This is a genomic window from Aeromonas sp. s7(2024), from assembly GCF_040907825.1.
GTDB classification, from domain to species: domain Bacteria; phylum Pseudomonadota; class Gammaproteobacteria; order Enterobacterales; family Aeromonadaceae; genus Aeromonas; species Aeromonas veronii.
Genome location: NZ_JBFOCM010000012.1, coordinates 198,412 through 215,149 on the forward strand (window position 1 = coordinate 198,412; position 16,738 = coordinate 215,149).

A 16,738-nucleotide genomic window follows, 5' to 3' on the forward strand; every position below is an offset into this window, starting at 1 on the left:
ATCAGTCTGTTATGATCTTGCCGACCAATTATAACCATCATTTATCATTAGGCTCGAGCACAAATCAGCAGGCTGACCCCCATATGGAAACCAATATTCACTCAATATGTTTCCTTTAAGGCCACTATTGCTGCGAATCGAATCAACCTATTCGAGGCCCTACACACCTGTAAACAGGCATCAACTTTCAATCGGTGTTGTTTCCCCAATCCGCCATCATGTCACAACTTCCCCAGCCCCAAGTGACCGCTACACTTGGGCTTTCTGACAGACACACCAGTTGACGAAAATCGTACTAGACAAAGTCGACTTCATTTTGTTGATTATAAATGTACACGTTAATTTCTAAAAATGAGGAGGTAGATATGCTTTTTCTGAATAATCTCTCTGTTTACGAACGCTCTAATATGGCCCGAGACCCGACAACAGCTTCTGAGGTGTTGGTTGTGTTGGCGACTGATGAAGAGTTGGAAGTTCGCTACTATCTAGCTCTCAATCCTGCGACTCCAATCGAAGTGCTCATTGAGCTAGCGAGTGACGATGATGACGAGATAAGCGGGGTTGCATCTAGTAACCCAGCCCTCCCAGCCGATATGCTCATAGCACTCGCAAGACACAAAAATGTAGTAACCCGCGCTACTGTGGCAAGGAATTGCTCAACTCCGACCAAGGCACTAGCTATGTTAGGTTGTGATGTGGATAAGCATGTTCGTCGTGGCGTTGCCAGCAATCCTAATACTCCGCCAACCGTGCTGGATACGCTGGCTCGTGATACAGAGGAAGAGGTTCGCGCTGGAGTTGCCTGTAATCCCATGATCCCGCCTAGTTTGTTGGCTCGGATATTGAGCTTGGCAAGGCATGATGAAGTTAGAATCTTGGCTGCGGTAGCGAGCAACCATTCCCTGCCATCCGATGAGTTAGCCAGCTTGGTGTCTGATGACAGACCGCTAATTCGTATGGCAGCAGCTAGCAATCTTAGACTGCCTGTAGAGCTGATGGCAGAGCTGGCGTCTGATGAGGATAAATATGTTCGCAAGGCCCTTATCTACAACCCCATGTTGCCAACTCAGGTTCTGCTCAAACTGGCAAGTGATAAGGATGAGTGTGTCCGACGAGCCGTAACGGAGATCCTGTCTTTGCCTGTGGAGTTACTACTATAACTAGCTCGTGACGAGATGTCTTATATTAAAGATTGGAATGATCGCAAGTCTCTAATTAATCATCCTGCATTATCAGCACAATTGTTGCTTTTGTTAGCATTGGCGATGTTATTTAATTGCATTATTCAATTAATAAAATCCTGTGTTTTTATCTCTAGTATTTAGTTTGCTGGGTAAAGAGTTTTTAATGATTGGGGATATCCCCGGATATTTTTTACGAAAAAATTACTCCTAAAGGATATGAAATGTTGAAACCATGTGTACTTTACGCCACTTTAAATCATGCCGCGAAGAGCGGTACGCTAGTTAATTTAAACACCGTGGTGAGAAATATATTCCTAGGTGTGGAGAACGAACACCCTCCTTACATTGAAGTAAAAATAAATGACGAGATCAAACTTAACCAACTCCGTCGGGAACTTAGTACAGAGCTATGTACTCGATATCATATCGACATTACTGCTAATCAATTACCCCTCAGTGCGTTGTTCGTTGGCGAGAAATCAAAACTGCCTGGACCACCGCTCAGGAAACTCATGGAGTCAACTAATGGATTGGAGTTTGCTACTGATGTTGAGTGGTATATCTATTGGCGTAGCATAGTTAACTCGATCTACAAACATTACCAAAATTATTGAACTACTACATTTTGTATTGTGATGTAAATCACGTAAAATATTTTTATTACTTTTACATTCTTGCTAGCGAGCAACCATTTTATGGCGTAGTGTGATTTTAAAATATAAGATGTGAATATGTGGTCGATTGTGTGGGTGGCCCAGTGTTAAATATTTACAAGGATAAAATAGATGAATATGGATCTGGGAAAATTAGAGCTAGAAGCTGAGTTAGGTGTTGCCAGTGCTCAGTTCGCATTGGGGGAGATATACGAAAATGGGGAAGAAAGAGATTATGAGCAAGCTTTAGCATGGTACCGCAAGGCAGCCATCAATGGGTATGCTGATGCGCAGTATCGCCTCGGGAAATTGCACGAGCAATGGCATAGCGGTATGGGGTTTTATCTCGGAAGTACGGTGATGCTAGCTCACGATCTTAAACAAGAGTATGAACGAGCCGTGGATTGGTACAGTAAGGCTGCCGATCAAGGCCATGCTGATGCACAATACGCCTTAGGCCGGATGTATAGCCGTGGCCAAGGGACGGAGCAAAATTATGAACAAGCCGTAACATGGTACCGAAAAGCTGCCGATCAAGGGATCGCTGGAGCGCAGTTCCGACTTGGTGAGATGTACAAATATGGCCATGGGGTAGCACAAAATGATGAGCACGCAGAGGCTTGGTATCATAAATCGGCTAGTCAAGGAAATACCAATGCGATGTACGCATTAGGCGAGATGTACGAACTTGGCCAAGGTGCAGCACAAGATAATGATCAAGCCATGACTTGGTATATCGAAGCAGCCAAGCGAGAAAATGCCAAAGCACAATACCGTCTCGGCCAAATGTATAGTCTTGGTCATGTAGTGAAACAAGATGCTCATGAAGCCTTGGCATGGTTCTGCAAGGCTGCCATGCAAGGCAATGCTGATGCATTGGAAATAATCGTTAAGACGGCAAAGCAAGGTGATCACCATGCCTTTAGTGCTCTCTGCAATATAGCAAAAAATGGACATAAGGGGGCACATGAAATCATCACTGTGATGGCTGAGCAAGGCCATGCAGAGGCACAGTATGTTCGCGGCATGATGTATTGGGATAATAGTTCTATACAAAATAGCCGCGCACAATGGGTTTTCAATTGGCTGCTAAAAGCGGCAAGCCAAGGGCATGCGTATGCGCAATTACGACTCGCAGAAATGTATTTTAGAGGTAATGGGGTGGAAGAGAATGATGAACAGGCCATTTTTTGGTATCGCAAAGCGGCCGAGCAAGGCAATGCCATGGCGTTTAACGCAATCGATAAGATGGTAAAACAAGGTAATACCCATGCTTTGAACATTCTTAGCGAAATGGCCAAAGCTGGGAATGATGGTGCACAAAAAATAATTATCGAGATGGCTGAACAAGGGCATATGGAGGTTCAATTTCAACTCGGCGGAATGTATGCCACTGGCCAAGGGGTTGCACTGGATTTTCAGCAGGCAGTGACCTGGTACAGCAAGGCTGCCGAGCAAGGTCATGTGGAGGCGCCGTTCCTACTTGGCTGGATGTACGACACTGGCCGAGGGGTTGCACAGGATGACAGACAAGCTGCGGCGTGGTACCACGAGGCGGCCGAACGAGGCCATGTAAAAGCTCAATTTAAGCTCGGCATGATGTACACCAATGGCCGAGGGATAGCTCAGAATCACACGCTGGCGTGGGCCTGGTACCGTAAAGCGGCCGAGCAAGGTCATGTGGAAGCGCAGTACTGCCTAGCTAGGATGTACGATGAGGGCAACGGGGTTAATAGGGATTATAAACAAGCGATAGTCTGGTACCACAAGGCGGTAGAGCATGGGCATGCTGGTGCGCAGAACAACCTCGGCGTGATGTACGCTAATGGCCAAGGGGTGGCGCAGGACGATACCCAGGCCGTGGCTTGGTACCGTAAGGCGGCTGAGCAAGATCATGCAGAGGCGCAGTACAACCTCGCCGGGATGTACGCCAATGGCGAAGGGGTGGCGCAGGATCATGAGCAAGCTGTGGCCTGGTACAGCAAGGCAGCCAAGCAAGACCATGCTGAGGCACAGTGCGACCTAGCCAGGATGTACTCTGAGGGCCGAGGGGTAGCACAGGATGGCCAGCAGGCTGTGACCTGGTACAGCAAGGCGGCCGAGCAAGGCCATGTGGAGGCACGGTTCCTACTCGGTATTATGTACACCTATGGCCGAGGGATCGCCCAGAATGACAAGGAGGCGGCGCTCTGGTATCACAAAGCGGCCGAGCGAGCTCATGTGGAGGCACAGTTTCTACTCGGCGGAATATACGCCACGGGCCGAGGGGTTACACAGGATGACAAACAGGCAGCGGCCTGGTACCGAAAGGCAGCCGAGAAAGGTCATGCGGAGGCGCGGTTCCTACTCGGTACGATGTACTCCTATGGCCGAGGGATAGTTCAGAATGACAAGCAGGCGGCAGCCTGGTACCGCAAGGCTGCCGAGCAAGGCCATGCGGAGGCGCAGTACCACCTTGCCAGAATGTACGATGATGGTCGAGGGGTGGTACAGAATGACAAGAAGGCGGTCGTCTGGTACCACAAGGCGTTCGAGCAAGGCAATGCCAATGCATTGGACGCCATCTATAAGATGGTAAAGCAAGGTAATACCCATGCCCTAAACGCTCTCGGGGAAATAGCCAAAAATGGGCATGATGGTGCACGGGAAATAATCATTGAGATGGCTGAACAAGGGGCTGCCATGGCGCAGGCAAAGCTCGGCTGGATGTACAATGAGGGTCAAGGGGTGGAGCAGGATGATGCTCTGGCCGTAGTCTGGTACCGCAAGGCGGCCGAGCAAGGGCATGCCATTGCGCAGTACAACCTCGGCATGATGTACGATGAGGGCCAAGGGGTACCACAGAACTATGCCCAGGCCGCAGCCTGGTATCGCAAGGCCGCCGAGCAAGGAGATGCTGATGCGCAGTTCAATCTTGGCGTGATGTACGACGAGGGCCAAGGGATGCCACAGGACGATGCCCAGGCCGTGGCCTGGTACCGCAAGGCCGCCGAGCAAGGTAATGCCAGTGCGCAGTATAACCTTGGAGTGTCGTACGACAATGGTCGAGGGGTGGCGCAGGACTATACCCAGGCCGTGGCTTGGTACCGCAAGGCGGCCGAGCAAGGATATGCCGATGCGCAGTACAACCTTGGTGTGTCGTACGCCAATGGCCAAGGAGTGGTGCAGGACGATGCCCAAGCCTTGGTTTGGTACTGTAAGGCGGCTGAGCAAGGGTATGCCGAAGCGCAATTCAACCTAGGGGTGATGTATTACCATGCCCAAGGGGTGCCACAGGACGTCAAGCAGGCATATGCCTGGTTCTCGGTCGCTGCGGCCAGCGGTTATGGCGACAAGGCTGTTAAGTCCCGCGATCGTGCTGCCAAACAATTAACACTAGCCGAACTGGCAGAGGCGCAGGCGCTGGCCGACCGCTATATTCAGCAGCACTCATCCCAGTCGTAACCGACAGGGCGATCAGTAAGAGCACTGTACATAAGGGGCGGTTACGTTAAACGACCGCCCTTATTTGTAATAAAATTTCACAAACTGTATCACGCCATGCAGTGCTCGGTTTCCAACTTCAATGTCCTGCTTGTTCGTTGAGCTGGTGGAGGATTGCTATTGAGTTTCCAACTTAATTGTCATATTGGGAATCGCTAAGATATTGAATTTTTTGACCAGAGAGTTTCCAACTTAAATGGTTGTGATCAGTTTAGGTGCAACAGTTAAGCCGTATAAACAACAGGGCCACCCAGACGGGTGGCCCTTCGTTTACATGGACTTTATCTGCATGCTGCTATCCGAACGTCCGGCTTAAGTCCTTGAGCTGGCTCGCTTTGCTCTGCAAGTTGGCACTGGTTTCACTCACTTGATCGATTTTGAGACTGTTATCGTGAGAGAGCGAGGATATCTGGTTGATATTGCGACTGATCTCCTCGATGACCGCTTGTTGCTCGGTGGCCGCGGCGGTGATCTGGTTGGAAAAATCAGAGACCTTGTCTATCTCGACCACAACCTGATTCAGGTTGCCGGTACTTGCCCGGGTAGTGGCGAGGCAGGCGTTGGTTCTGGTCACATTGAGATGCATCATCTCTTTCCATCCCCCCAGGGTTTGCTGGATATGGCCAATGCTGTTCTGGATCTGCTCTGTCGCCTTGTGGGTTCTGGTCGACAGGCTGCGAACCTCGTCCGCCACCACTGCAAAGCCGCGCCCCTGATCGCCTGCCCGTGCGGCTTCGATGGAGGCATTAAGCGCCAGCAGGTTGGTTTGATCTGCAATGCCGCGAATTTCGCTCATGATGGTGCCGATCCGCTCGGATTCGCTCGCCAGCTCAACGGCTGACTGGAAGGCCTGCTCTGCCTGGGTGGCCAGCGCCGACATCTCTTCTCCTGCTTCCGAAAGCTGGGTGCTGGTGGTGATGCAGTGGCTGCGGGCCTCTTCGATCTGGCTGTTGCTGTCTTGAATATTGCGGTTGATCTCCTCGGCGGCCGAGGCCATCTGGGTGACGGCGGTGGCAATCTGCTGGATCTGCGTGTCTTGCGAAGAGATATCCTGGCTGGCCAGCGAGGCGGAGCCGCGCAGGTCATTGGCCATGGCATTGAGCGAAGCCGTGGTGTCATCCACCCGGCCGAGTACGGTACGGATCTTCGCTTGCCCGAGTTTGATATGGAAATCGGCGATGCTGTGGGGGGCATCCCCCGAGAAGATAAGGCGGCTGATGCTGTCGTAATCCTGCTCGAGCTGCTGCAAGAATCGCGGCGTTAGGAAGAGAGGGTGGCGATTGAACCAGATTGTTGCCAAGAGGGGTATGATTACCCAGAGCGCCTGCAGCGGTGAGATCAGCCAGAGCGCGCTGATCACGCTGACGAGCAGCAGGGGGATGGTCATCATGGCCGGCGTGAGTTGACGCAGGCCCATGTGAATGGCAGAGCCGGTTTCACGGGCTTTAAGGGTTTTGTACATCTGGCTGGCACGCGCTTTGTGCTCTGCGGCGGGGCGGCAGCGGACGGATTGGTAACCCACCATCTTGCCATCTTCATAAATCGGGGTGACATAGGCATCAACCCAATAATAGCGACCATCTTTGCAGCGGTTTTTTACCATGCCCCGCCATGGTTTGCCCGCCTGCAGGTGGGCCCAGAGATCGGCAAACGCTGCCTTGGGCATGTCGGGGTGGCGCACCAGATTGTGATGTTGCCCCAACATCTCTTCCAGGCGATAGCCTGCCACCTGACAAAACGCCGGATTGGCGTAGGTAATGTCCCCTTTGAGATCGGTCGTCGATACCAACTGGATATCGTCGGCAAATTCAACCTCGGTATCTGTGGTGTGAAGCGAGCTGGTTACCATGATCAGACTCCGGTTTCGGCGTAACGGAATACTTCGTCTGAGTATGGCAGAGGATGTTCATTTATTGTGTTGTTGCACATTAACTCTTGTGCTACTGCGTGGGGACGGGATGGGTCTCACATTTTTACAGCGCGGTTTGGCGAGGAGAGGCAAGCCAAGTAACATGGCGTGACTTATGGCTGTGCAGCGAGACAGGTAACGCAATGAAGTTGGATGCGATTTTATGGGATTATGACGGTACTCTGGTCAATTCGGTGCCGAAGAATATCGATATCACCAAGCAGATCCTGGCTGAGGTCGCCCCCCATCTGACCGGAGAGTATCTGCCGCGCTATCTGCGCAGCGAAGCGGAGTATCACCATGTCAATCACGCCGCCAAAAACTGGCAGGCGCTCTATATGGATTACTACGGTTTGTCGCGGGACGAGATGGTGCTGGCTGGCAGTCTGTGGGCCAAGCATCAGGAGATGAACCGGACCGAGGTGCGTTTTTTTGCGGGGCTGGAGGCGGTGATTGACCATTTCTCTGCCATTCCCCACGGAATTTGTTCGCAGAACTCCCAAAAGAACATTCGCCGGGTACTGGAGCAGCATGGCGTGAACAGCTTGTTCAAGGCTGTGATCGGCTATGATGACGTGCCCGGACAGCAGCAAAAACCCCATCCTTACGGTGGCCTCAAATGTCTGGAGTCTATCTTCGGCCCAGCCAGGTGCCAGTCGCTGATCTATATCGGTGACCATGAAGCAGATGTGCAGTTTGCCCGTCATTTGCAAGCGGCGCTTGGCGAGCAGAGCCGTGTGATCTCGGTGGCTGTCGCCTATAGCCGCGCGACCCCGGAGCGCTGGGAACACCAACCCGACCATATCGCCCGTGACGTCGAGGATCTGCTCCCCATCGTCGGGCAATATCTGTAACGCCGGTTGCAGATTGCCATACGGAATAGACAAACGCCGATCATGCGATCGGCGTTTTGCATTGTTTTTCTCAGCTGCGGGCATTAACCCAGATTGGCTGCGACCTTGCTTTGGGCTTGTCCTTTGCGCTTGATGACAAAGCCAATGCCCAGTACCACCAGCCAGGCGGGGATCAGTTCGACTGAGATGCGGAAATCGGGGGTCATGTACATGATCACCAGGATACCAGCCATGAACGCGAGGCAGAGGTAGTTGCCGAAGGGATACCAGAACGCCTTGAACTTGGGCTGGACGCCTTCTGCGACCTTGGCCTTGCGGAACTTGAGGTGCGCGAGGCTGATCATCGCCCAGTTGATCACCAGTGCGGAGACCACCAGCGCCATCAGCAGGCCGAACGCCTTGCCCGGCATCAGGTAGTTGATCAGCACGCAGAGCAGGGTGGCGATGGCCGAGACCGAGAGGGCAACCAGTGGCACGCCGCTCTTGTTGGTCTTGAGCAGGGCTTTCGGGCCGTTGCCCTGTTTGGCCAGACCGAACAGCATCCGGCTGTTGCAGTAGACGCAGCTGTTGTAGACCGACAGTGCCGCCGTCAGCACCACGATGTTGAGTACGGTGGCGACCAGATTGCTGTCCAGAGCGTGGAAAATCATCACGAACGGGCTGCCGCCTTCCACCACTTTACCCCAAGGGTAGAGGGACATCAGGATAGCCAGAGCACCGATGTAGAAGATTAGGATGCGGTAGATCACCTGATTGGTGGCCTTGGGAATGCTCTTCTCGGGGTTGTCCGCTTCGGCGGCGGTAATGCCCACCAGCTCCAGACCGCCGAAGGAGAACATGATCACCGCCATGGCCATCACCAGACCGCTGATGCCGTTGGGGAAGAAACCGCCCTGAGCCCACAGGTTGGTGACGCTCGCCTCGGGTCCGCCGGCACCGGAGAGGAGCAGATAGCCGCCAAAGCCAATCATGCCGATGATGGCGACCACCTTGATGATGGCGAACCAGAACTCCATTTCGCCAAACGCTTTGACGTTGGAGAGATTGATGGCGTTGATCAGCACGAAGAAGAAGGCGGCCGACATCCAGGTCGGGATCTCGGGCCACCAGTACTGGACATAGATGCCCACCGCGGTCAGCTCGGCCATGCTCACCAGCACGTAGAGCACCCAGTAGTTCCAGCCGGACGCGAAACCGGCAAACTCACCCCAGTATTTGTAGGCAAAGTGGCTGAAGGAGCCGGCTACCGGCTCTTCCACCACCATTTCACCGAGCTGGCGCATGATCAGGAAGGCGATAAAGCCGCCGATGGCATAACCCAGCAGGACTGAGGGGCCTGCCATCTTGATGGTTTGGGCAATGCCCAGAAAGAGGCCGGTGCCGATGGCGCCGCCCAAAGCAATCAACTGAATGTGGCGGTTTTTAAGGCCGCGTTTCAGCTCCTCACCGTCTTGTTTCAAATCCATGGGTCTGTCCTTACGTCTCTGTTGTCTCTGGTCGGTGTTGGGCTCATCCTGAGCAGGCCGCAGTGCGTAGCCAAAACCTGACGAAAGCTGTATTTATTTCGTTACGCCATGCCATTTTCAATTTTTAGTGTTGGCTGGCAACCGAAGCAGAATAGTGATAATCCGCCATGAATGCACCTATTTTCCATCTCTAATGGCCGTATTTTGTACCAAAGGCAGCTTTTTCATGATTTGAAGAGGCTTCTTGGTAGTTTTTGGTTGATGTTTGTGCAATTGAATTCTGTTTTGTTGACATTTTGTCTTGTTGGTGTGCTTTTGTGGTGCCAAGCCACAAATGGATGCAAATGATGCCAAACAAGCGGGAGTGCAAGGAAGAGTGCAGGGAGTTGGAGTACAGAGAGCGCGAAAGCGTGCTGCAACAAGGGGTTGGCGGGGGAGTGTTGGTGGCGCTCTGGTTAGGGATTGCTGCCAGTCCGCTGTTGTTGCTGGTGGCCGCGATTATGTTGCTGGGTTGGCTGTTACTCGGTGATCAGGAGTTGCTGCACTACTGGCAGTCGCTGTTGCTGATTGGCGGGGTGACGGGGGCGCTCGTTGGCGGCTGGCTGGCGGAGCGGGTTCGCCAGCGCCACGGTTTGCTGGCCTTCTATGCCCGGTTGATGAACAACCCTGAGCTCAATCGTTAGTTAACGCAGGCTGTTTGCCGAGCGCAGCAGAACGGAATCGAATAGCGGCTAACTGGCAGCAGGTGACAAGGGCACAACGGCAAGGTCGACAAGAAGAGGGATAAGCATTTGTGGTGCTTATCCCTTTTTTATCCACGCTTTTCACTGTCATCTATGTGGATTGCAGTTCGCCACAGCTGACTTTCGCCGCGACACTGTAATTTTTATCTTTTGTTGATGCCGATAGCTGTCAAGCTGGCTTAACAGAGCTGGCGGCGCAGACCGGTTGCCTCGAGGACCTTGGCGCTGATCTCCTCCACCGAGTGGGAGCTGGTATCGAGGAAGCGGATCGCCTCCTGGCGAAACAGCCTCTCCACGCAGGCCAGCTCCTGTTCGCACTGTTCGATGGAGGAGTAGCGGCTGTTGGCTCGGCGCTGGTTACGGATCTCGTGCAGCCGCTGCGGCGCTATGGTGAGGCCAAACAGCTTGTGACGGTTGGCCTTGAGGGGGGCCGGCAGCTCCAGCATCCCCATGTCCTGCTCGATAAAGGGGTAGTTGGCGGCGCGAATGCCGAACTGCAGCGCCAGATAGAGGCTGGTGGGGGTCTTGCCGCAGCGGGAGACCCCGATCAGGATGATGTCCGCCTCATCGTACTCCCTGGTGGTGATGCCATCGTCGTTGGCCAGTGCGAAGTTGACCGCCTCGATGCGATCGTCATAGAGCTTGCGGTTCTCCATACCGTGGGTGCGGTGGAGGCGGGGCTCGGCTTTTACCCCCAGCTCCTGCTCCAGCGGGCTGACGAAGGTGTTGAGAAAGTCGTGGCCGCACGCTTCCGATTTGAGCACCTCTTCCCGTACCTGCGGGTCGACGATGGTGTGAAACAGGATGGGGCGTACCCCGGTCTGGCGGAACTGCTCGTCGATCCGCATCCGTACCTGACGGGCTTTCTCCAGTGTCTCCACAAAGGGGATAGTGATCTGCTCGAAGGCCAGCGGAAACTGGCTCAGTACCGCGTGGCCGAACACTTCGGCGGTGATGGCGGTGCCGTCTGAAACATAAAATACGGTGTGCACGTAGGGCTCCTGTGATACCGCGGGTGGGGTCGCATGGGGTAAGGGGTGAGAAGTATCTCCCGAAACCATACCAGTTTTGTCAACCGGCCTGCTGTGCCCAAGTTGTGAAGTGGCTTGCAAACCTGAATCGTTATCTTTTTGTGTCGCCATTGTAGAATGTTCCGGTCATTCGACCATCCCCAACTCTTGCTCGGGGATTTTTTTGAAAACCAGTAGAAAACGTTTTCATGGTCGTTGGCAACAAAAGAAACAGACAATAACGCACCTGACTTACCCATAACCTCATCGATTAAATCGGGCGCACGAGGTGCTATGGCATCGGTGCCCACCAACCTGGAGACATCCAAGTGCAACAGTACGTGCTCTGGTACGAACAACTCGGAATGCAGGACGTAGAACGAGTTGGCGGCAAGAACGCATCCCTTGGCGAGATGATCAGCAACCTCTCTGGCGCCGGCGTATCCGTGCCGGGGGGCTTTGCTACCACCGCCTTTGCGTTTAACGAGTTTCTGGAGTCAAGCGGCCTCAACGGCAAGATCCACCATCTGCTCGACAATCTGGACGTGGACGATATCGCCGCCCTCAACCGGGCCGGTCAGCAGATCCGTGACTGGGTGATCGAAGCCCCGTTCCAGCCCGAGCTGGAGCAGGCTATCCGGGTTGCATATGAAAAGTTGAGTGCCGGTGTCGAGGCCTCGTTTGCGGTGCGCTCCTCCGCCACCGCCGAGGATATGCCGGACGCCTCCTTTGCCGGTCAGCAGGAGACCTTCCTCAACGTACGTGGCATCGATGCCGTCATGACGGCGGTCAAGCATGTGTTTGCCTCCCTGTTCAACGATCGCGCCATCTCCTATCGGGTGCATCAGGGCTACGACCACAAGGGTGTTGCCCTCTCGGCCGGGGTGCAGCGGATGGTGCGCTCGGATCTCGCCGCCTCCGGCGTCATGTTTACTCTGGATACCGAGTCCGGTTTCAACGACGTGGTCTTTATCACCGGCGCCCATGGTCTTGGCGAGATGGTGGTGCAGGGCGCGGTCAACCCGGATGAATTCTATGTGCACAAGCCGACCCTCAAGGGGGGGCGCCCGGCGGTGGTGCGCAAGACCCTCGGCTCCAAGCTTATCAAGATGACCTACTCGGACGATGCCGGTCACGGCCGCCAGGTGAAGATTGTCGACACCAATGAGGCCGAGCGCAGCCGCTTCTGCATCAGCGATGAGGAGGTGATGGCGCTGGCGAAACAGGCCCTCATCATCGAGCAGCACTATGGCCGCCCGATGGACATCGAGTGGGCCAAGGATGGTCAGGATGGCCAACTCTACATCGTGCAGGCCCGCCCGGAAACCGTGCGCAGCCGTCAGGAGGCCAACACCCTCGAGCGTTTTGCCCTCAAGCAAGCGGGCAAGGTGCTGATCGAGGGACGAGCCATCGGCCACAAGATTGGCGCGGGCCCGGCGCGGGTCATCTCTTCCATCAGCCAGATGGACGAAGTGCAGCCCGGCGATGTGCTGGTGACCGACATGACCGACCCGGACTGGGAGCCCATCATGAAGCGGGCCTCCGCCATCGTCACCAACCGGGGGGGGCGCACCTGTCACGCCGCCATTATCGCCCGCGAGCTGGGCATTCCGGCAGTGGTGGGCTGTGGCAACGCTACCGATCATATTCAGCCGGGCCAGCGGATCACCGTCTCCTGCGCGGAAGGGGATACCGGTTTTATCTATGACGGCGAGCTGGACTTCGACGTGGCGGTGACCGAGGTGGGCAATATGCCGCGCCTGCCCATCAAGATCATGATGAACGTCGGCAACCCGGACCGCGCTTTCGACTTTGCCCAGTTGCCCAATGCCGGGGTAGGACTGGCACGCCTTGAATTCATCATCAACCGGATGATCGGGGTGCACCCCAAGGCGCTGCTGGAGTTTGACCAGCAAACCCCAGAGCTCAAGGCCACCATCGGCAAGATGATCGCCGGTTACGACAGCCCGCGGGAGTTCTACGTGGCCAAGCTGACCGAGGGGATCGCCACTCTGGGGGCCGCGTTCTGGCCGGAGCGGGTGATCGTGCGGATGTCGGACTTCAAGTCCAACGAGTACGCCAATCTGGTGGGCGGTCGTGGCTACGAGCCCCACGAGGAGAACCCGATGATCGGTTTTCGTGGTGCGTCCCGCTACATTGCCGACAGCTTCCGCCCCTGCTTTGCCCTCGAGTGCGAGGCGATCAAGCGGGTGCGCGATGTGATGGGGTTGACCAACGTCGAGGTGATGATCCCCTTCGTGCGTACCGTGGGCGAGGCGGAGCAGGTGATCGACATCCTGGCCGAGAACGGTCTGCGCCGCGGCGAGCGGGGGCTCAAGGTGATCATGATGTGCGAGATCCCGAGCAACGCCCTCTTGGCAGACAAGTTCCTCGAGCACGTGGATGGCTTCTCCATCGGTTCCAACGACATGACCCAGCTCACCCTTGGGCTGGATCGGGATTCCGGGCTCATCGCCCATCTGTTCGACGAGCGTAACGAGGCGGTCAAGGCGCTGCTGGCGATGGCTATTCAGGCTGCGCGCAAGGCGGGCAAGTACGTGGGGATCTGCGGTCAGGGCCCATCCGATCACCCGGACTTCGCTGCCTGGCTGGTGGAGCAGGGGATCGACTCGGTGTCGCTCAACCCCGATACCGTGGTCGATACCTGGCTCTATCTGGCGGAGCAGCATGGCGCCAAGTAAGTCACTGTCAAAATGAGCAGCAGAAAGGGGGCCATGATGGCCCCCTTTGTTATCTGTGTGTCGCGACCTATTTCGGCTGCTGTTCGGCCCCCGACAGCTCGATCTGCACATTCACCCCTTCGCTCTTGAGCTTGGTGGCGATGGCGTTGAGATCGGTGCCCGATTTGGCCTCCAGCAGGGCTATGCCGCCGCTGCTCTGCTTGAAGTTCAAGCCGTGGCGAGTCGCCAGCGCCTTGGCGGTGGCATCGTCAGCTTCCACCAGCAGGGTGCCGCTGACGGTGAGCTCGGGGCTGGCGGCCCCTTGCATCAACACGTCACCGCGGCGCAGGGTCTGTTGCGGGACCTTGCTGTCAAGGCTGCGGGCGACCCGCTTCTTGCTGCCGTTGTCAGGAATGAGGTAGGTCTGGCCGTTCACCTCTATGGTGCTGTACTGCTTGCCATCCATGGTGACGGACTCCTCGGCGCAGAGCTGTCCCGAGAGGGGGGCCAGCAGGGTTGCCAGAAGCAAGGTAACAGGTTTGTTCATGGTAATACTCCTAGCGTGTTAGCTGCGGTTGGCATCGTGACCCAGGACCCGCAGGGACCATGAGATCAGCTTGCCCGGTTGGCGATTGTTGCGCTCGGTCAGGGTGGTACGCTCACGGGTCTCGCGATTGAGCAGAGAGACCTGACGGGTACCGTTGGCAACGTCGGTCACTTCCAGTCGCCATGTGCCTTGCGCCGATTCGCCGTAGAACTTGTTGGATAGCATCCGCATGTCGCGCAATCCCTTGGTTCGCACAAAGCCCAGTTGCTGCTGGTCGAGAGATTGGCCGACTAGGCTGTTGAAGGGGCTCAGCAGGATGCTGCGGGTGCCGGCGGGGGAGACCAGTTCGATCAGCAGATCGGGCAGACGCTGATGATCCAGACTCACCATCACCTGAACCGCTTCTACCGTCAATGGTGTCGCGATGCGGGTTGTTGAGCTGGTCGGGCTGTTGCCCACATCCGCAATGGCGGCGGCACTGCCGCTGACATTGATCTTCTGCCATGGCAGCTGTACCAGCGGGGGGAGGGGCTGGTGATTGGCTGCCAGCTCAAGCGCCTTGTTGACGTCGATCAGACCGAAACCGTAAGTCGGGCTGAACCACATGCCGGCGGCATTGCGCTCCCACCCTTCCAGCCCTTTCACATCACGCACCTTGCCGGTGCTGCTGGTGTAGCTGACCATCACAGGTTTCTGTGTGGCATCGACCCGGGTTGCGCTGCGCGCCAGCAGATCCCGCAGGTCACGTACCGACAGATCCGGGTAGGCGGACATCAGCAGCGCCATGGCGCCGGAGGTGCTGGGGGTGGCGGAGGAGGTGCCGTTCATCACACCGTTGTAGTCGCAGCTGGCATCCAGTTGCGGGTTGCCGTGCAGTCGGTTGGTGCTGGGATCGTCGGTGCGGTTGTAACCCATGTCGCAGCCGGGCAGATCCGTGGTCACCATCGCCGGAGCGTCGGTACCGTATTCGCCGCCGGTCGCGCTCAGGAAGATGTTGCTGCCGACGCTGGAGTAGGAGGATCTGACGCCATCGGCGTTGAGCGCGCTCACCACCAGGTTCCAGAAGTTGCTGTTGGAGGGATCGAGGTTGCTGTTTTCAAACGGCAATTTGGGACCATTGCCGGTGCGGTTAAGCACATAGCCGCCCGCCGCTATCTTGTTGAAGCCGTTGCCGGCGGCCTTGATATAGGCCGCGCCCTGCGCCTTGAGGGTCTGCTGTTCAAACAGGCGATCAAGCTGGGATTGATCCAGAGAGTTGGCAGAGCGGGGATCCACCACACTCATGCCGTAGCTCTGGTTGAACACCCGGTTGTCGCGGCTGGCATCGCTGTCGCCAAGGGCGTAGAGCCAATCTTTCTGCAACTGCTGGCTGTTCTCATCCAGCAGGTTGAACCCCTGCAACTGGGCTCGCGGGGCAATCCCCTTGGTACCGATGGCGTTGTCTACCGCCGCAATGATGCCGGAGACCGAGGTGCCGTGGGCCGTATCCGGATCGGTCGGTGTCGGGTCATCGCTGCCGGTTACCACGTTTCTCGACCCCGGGCGCACGTTCTCCGCCAGATCCGGGTGGGCGATGGCCAGACCATCATCCACCACGGCCACATTGACCCCCTGGCCCAGCACGCCTGTGCGATGAGCCCACCAGAGGTTGAGATCATTGCCCGCTATACCGCCACGGGCGCTGAATCCATCCTGGCCGCTGTTGAGCAGATACCACTGCTGATCCTGCAGGGGATTGGCTCCTGGCAGGCAGCGCTCGGTGCTGCTGCGTCCGATATCCATGCCGCTCTCCTTGCCGGTGAGCGGCGCACAACCTTCATTTGCCTGAACGAGCGCACTGGGCAGGGTCGACAGCAGTGCTGTGATCGCCAGTGCTAACGATGTTTGCTTCATTATTTTTTTAACTCCATCTTGGATCGCACTCATCCTGAGTGCGACGGAAATCTATACACGGGTGACAGGGGTTCAAAAAGAGCCATTTTCAAAAAACGCAATGAGGTTCAAAGAAATCCGATTCAGTTTGTGGTAGGTATTCCAATGACACTGGTTATGTGTTCTATTGAGAATGGTTCTCACCGCTCGCTACTGATCTTTTTATCTGTAATTCACTCTCTCGTGACTCTCCTTCGCCGCAGCCATCTCGATTCGGGGCAATCCCGAGGGGAGGTCGTGCGCTCTTGAACGTGAGCGGCATGGTTGTGTGTGCCA

The 16,738-nt window shown here is 55.7% G+C and carries 10 protein-coding genes; 5 read left to right on the forward strand and 5 right to left on the reverse strand.

What is annotated here, in order from left to right; all coding sequences use genetic code 11:
* Positions 1 to 329 precede the first annotated feature (329 nt).
* Together AB5Y73_RS04395 and AB5Y73_RS04400 are read left to right on the forward strand one after the other, a co-directional pair.
* Positions 330 to 1,160 carry a hypothetical protein gene (locus AB5Y73_RS04395; RefSeq protein WP_107684439.1) on the forward strand — a complete coding sequence of 277 codons (831 nt, stop codon included), beginning with the start codon at positions 330 to 332 and terminating at the stop codon, positions 1,158 to 1,160.
* Between the two features lie 809 nt (positions 1,161 to 1,969).
* Complete coding sequence (locus AB5Y73_RS04400) at positions 1,970 to 5,281, forward strand: SEL1-like repeat protein (protein WP_368147325.1); 3,312 nt, start codon at positions 1,970 to 1,972, stop codon at positions 5,279 to 5,281.
* 334 nt (positions 5,282 to 5,615) lie between these two features.
* On the opposite strand, the gene AB5Y73_RS04405 is transcribed toward AB5Y73_RS04400, so the two are convergent.
* Positions 5,616 to 7,169: a PAS domain-containing methyl-accepting chemotaxis protein gene (locus AB5Y73_RS04405; protein WP_100645568.1), complete on the reverse strand. Its 1,554-nt coding sequence runs from the start codon at positions 7,167 to 7,169 to the stop codon at positions 5,616 to 5,618.
* Between the two features lie 203 nt (positions 7,170 to 7,372).
* Here AB5Y73_RS04405 and AB5Y73_RS04410 point away from each other — a divergent pair, with 203 nt between their 5' ends.
* The gene (locus AB5Y73_RS04410; protein ID WP_107684437.1) at positions 7,373 to 8,083 is read left to right on the forward strand and encodes an HAD family hydrolase; all 711 of its coding nucleotides are present in this window, start codon (positions 7,373 to 7,375) and stop codon (positions 8,081 to 8,083) included.
* A gap of 83 nt (positions 8,084 to 8,166) precedes the next feature.
* Here AB5Y73_RS04410 and AB5Y73_RS04415 read toward each other — a convergent pair whose 3' ends face one another.
* Positions 8,167 to 9,549, reverse strand: a complete 1,383-nt coding sequence (locus AB5Y73_RS04415; protein ID WP_005352966.1) for an amino acid permease — start codon at positions 9,547 to 9,549, stop codon at positions 8,167 to 8,169.
* 347 nt (positions 9,550 to 9,896) lie between these two features.
* Between AB5Y73_RS04415 and AB5Y73_RS04420 the strand changes: the two genes are divergently transcribed.
* Complete coding sequence (locus AB5Y73_RS04420; RefSeq protein ID WP_107684436.1) at positions 9,897 to 10,232, forward strand: hypothetical protein; 336 nt, start codon at positions 9,897 to 9,899, stop codon at positions 10,230 to 10,232.
* A 239-nt stretch (positions 10,233 to 10,471) separates the two neighbouring features.
* Here AB5Y73_RS04420 and AB5Y73_RS04425 read toward each other — a convergent pair whose 3' ends face one another.
* Entirely contained in the window at positions 10,472 to 11,284 is an 813-nt protein-coding gene (locus tag AB5Y73_RS04425; protein WP_118853681.1) for a pyruvate, water dikinase regulatory protein, read from the reverse strand.
* A gap of 347 nt (positions 11,285 to 11,631) precedes the next feature.
* Here AB5Y73_RS04425 and ppsA point away from each other — a divergent pair, with 347 nt between their 5' ends.
* Positions 11,632 to 14,004, forward strand: coding sequence for a phosphoenolpyruvate synthase (gene ppsA / locus AB5Y73_RS04430; protein WP_118853682.1), 2,373 nt, complete (start codon positions 11,632 to 11,634; stop codon positions 14,002 to 14,004).
* Positions 14,005 to 14,071: 67 nt separating this feature from the next.
* On the opposite strand, the gene AB5Y73_RS04435 is transcribed toward ppsA, so the two are convergent.
* A complete protein-coding gene (locus AB5Y73_RS04435; RefSeq protein ID WP_107684434.1) occupies positions 14,072 to 14,530 on the reverse strand; it encodes a hypothetical protein in 459 nt (152 codons plus the stop codon).
* 18 nt (positions 14,531 to 14,548) lie between these two features.
* Positions 14,549 to 16,423, reverse strand: coding sequence for a S8 family serine peptidase (locus AB5Y73_RS04440; RefSeq protein ID WP_118853683.1), 1,875 nt, complete (start codon positions 16,421 to 16,423; stop codon positions 14,549 to 14,551).
* Positions 16,424 to 16,738 lie beyond the last annotated feature (315 nt).

Bases quoted from the DNA above. Each gene is read 5' to 3' on its own strand.
- AB5Y73_RS04420 (WP_107684436.1), top strand. From the start codon at position 9,897: ATGCCAAACAAGCGGGAGTGCAAGGAAGAGTGCAGGGAGTTGGAGTAC.
- AB5Y73_RS04410 (WP_107684437.1), top strand. From the start codon at position 7,373: ATGAAGTTGGATGCGATTTTATGGGATTATGACGGTACTCTGGTCAAT.
- AB5Y73_RS04400 (WP_368147325.1), top strand. From the start codon at position 1,970: ATGAATATGGATCTGGGAAAATTAGAGCTAGAAGCTGAGTTAGGTGTT.
- AB5Y73_RS04440 (WP_118853683.1), bottom strand. From the start codon at position 16,423: ATGAAGCAAACATCGTTAGCACTGGCGATCACAGCACTGCTGTCGACC.
- AB5Y73_RS04405 (WP_100645568.1), bottom strand. From the start codon at position 7,169: ATGGTAACCAGCTCGCTTCACACCACAGATACCGAGGTTGAATTTGCC.
- AB5Y73_RS04395 (WP_107684439.1), top strand. From the start codon at position 330: ATGTACACGTTAATTTCTAAAAATGAGGAGGTAGATATGCTTTTTCTG.
- AB5Y73_RS04435 (WP_107684434.1), bottom strand. From the start codon at position 14,530: ATGAACAAACCTGTTACCTTGCTTCTGGCAACCCTGCTGGCCCCCCTC.
- AB5Y73_RS04415 (WP_005352966.1), bottom strand. From the start codon at position 9,549: ATGGATTTGAAACAAGACGGTGAGGAGCTGAAACGCGGCCTTAAAAAC.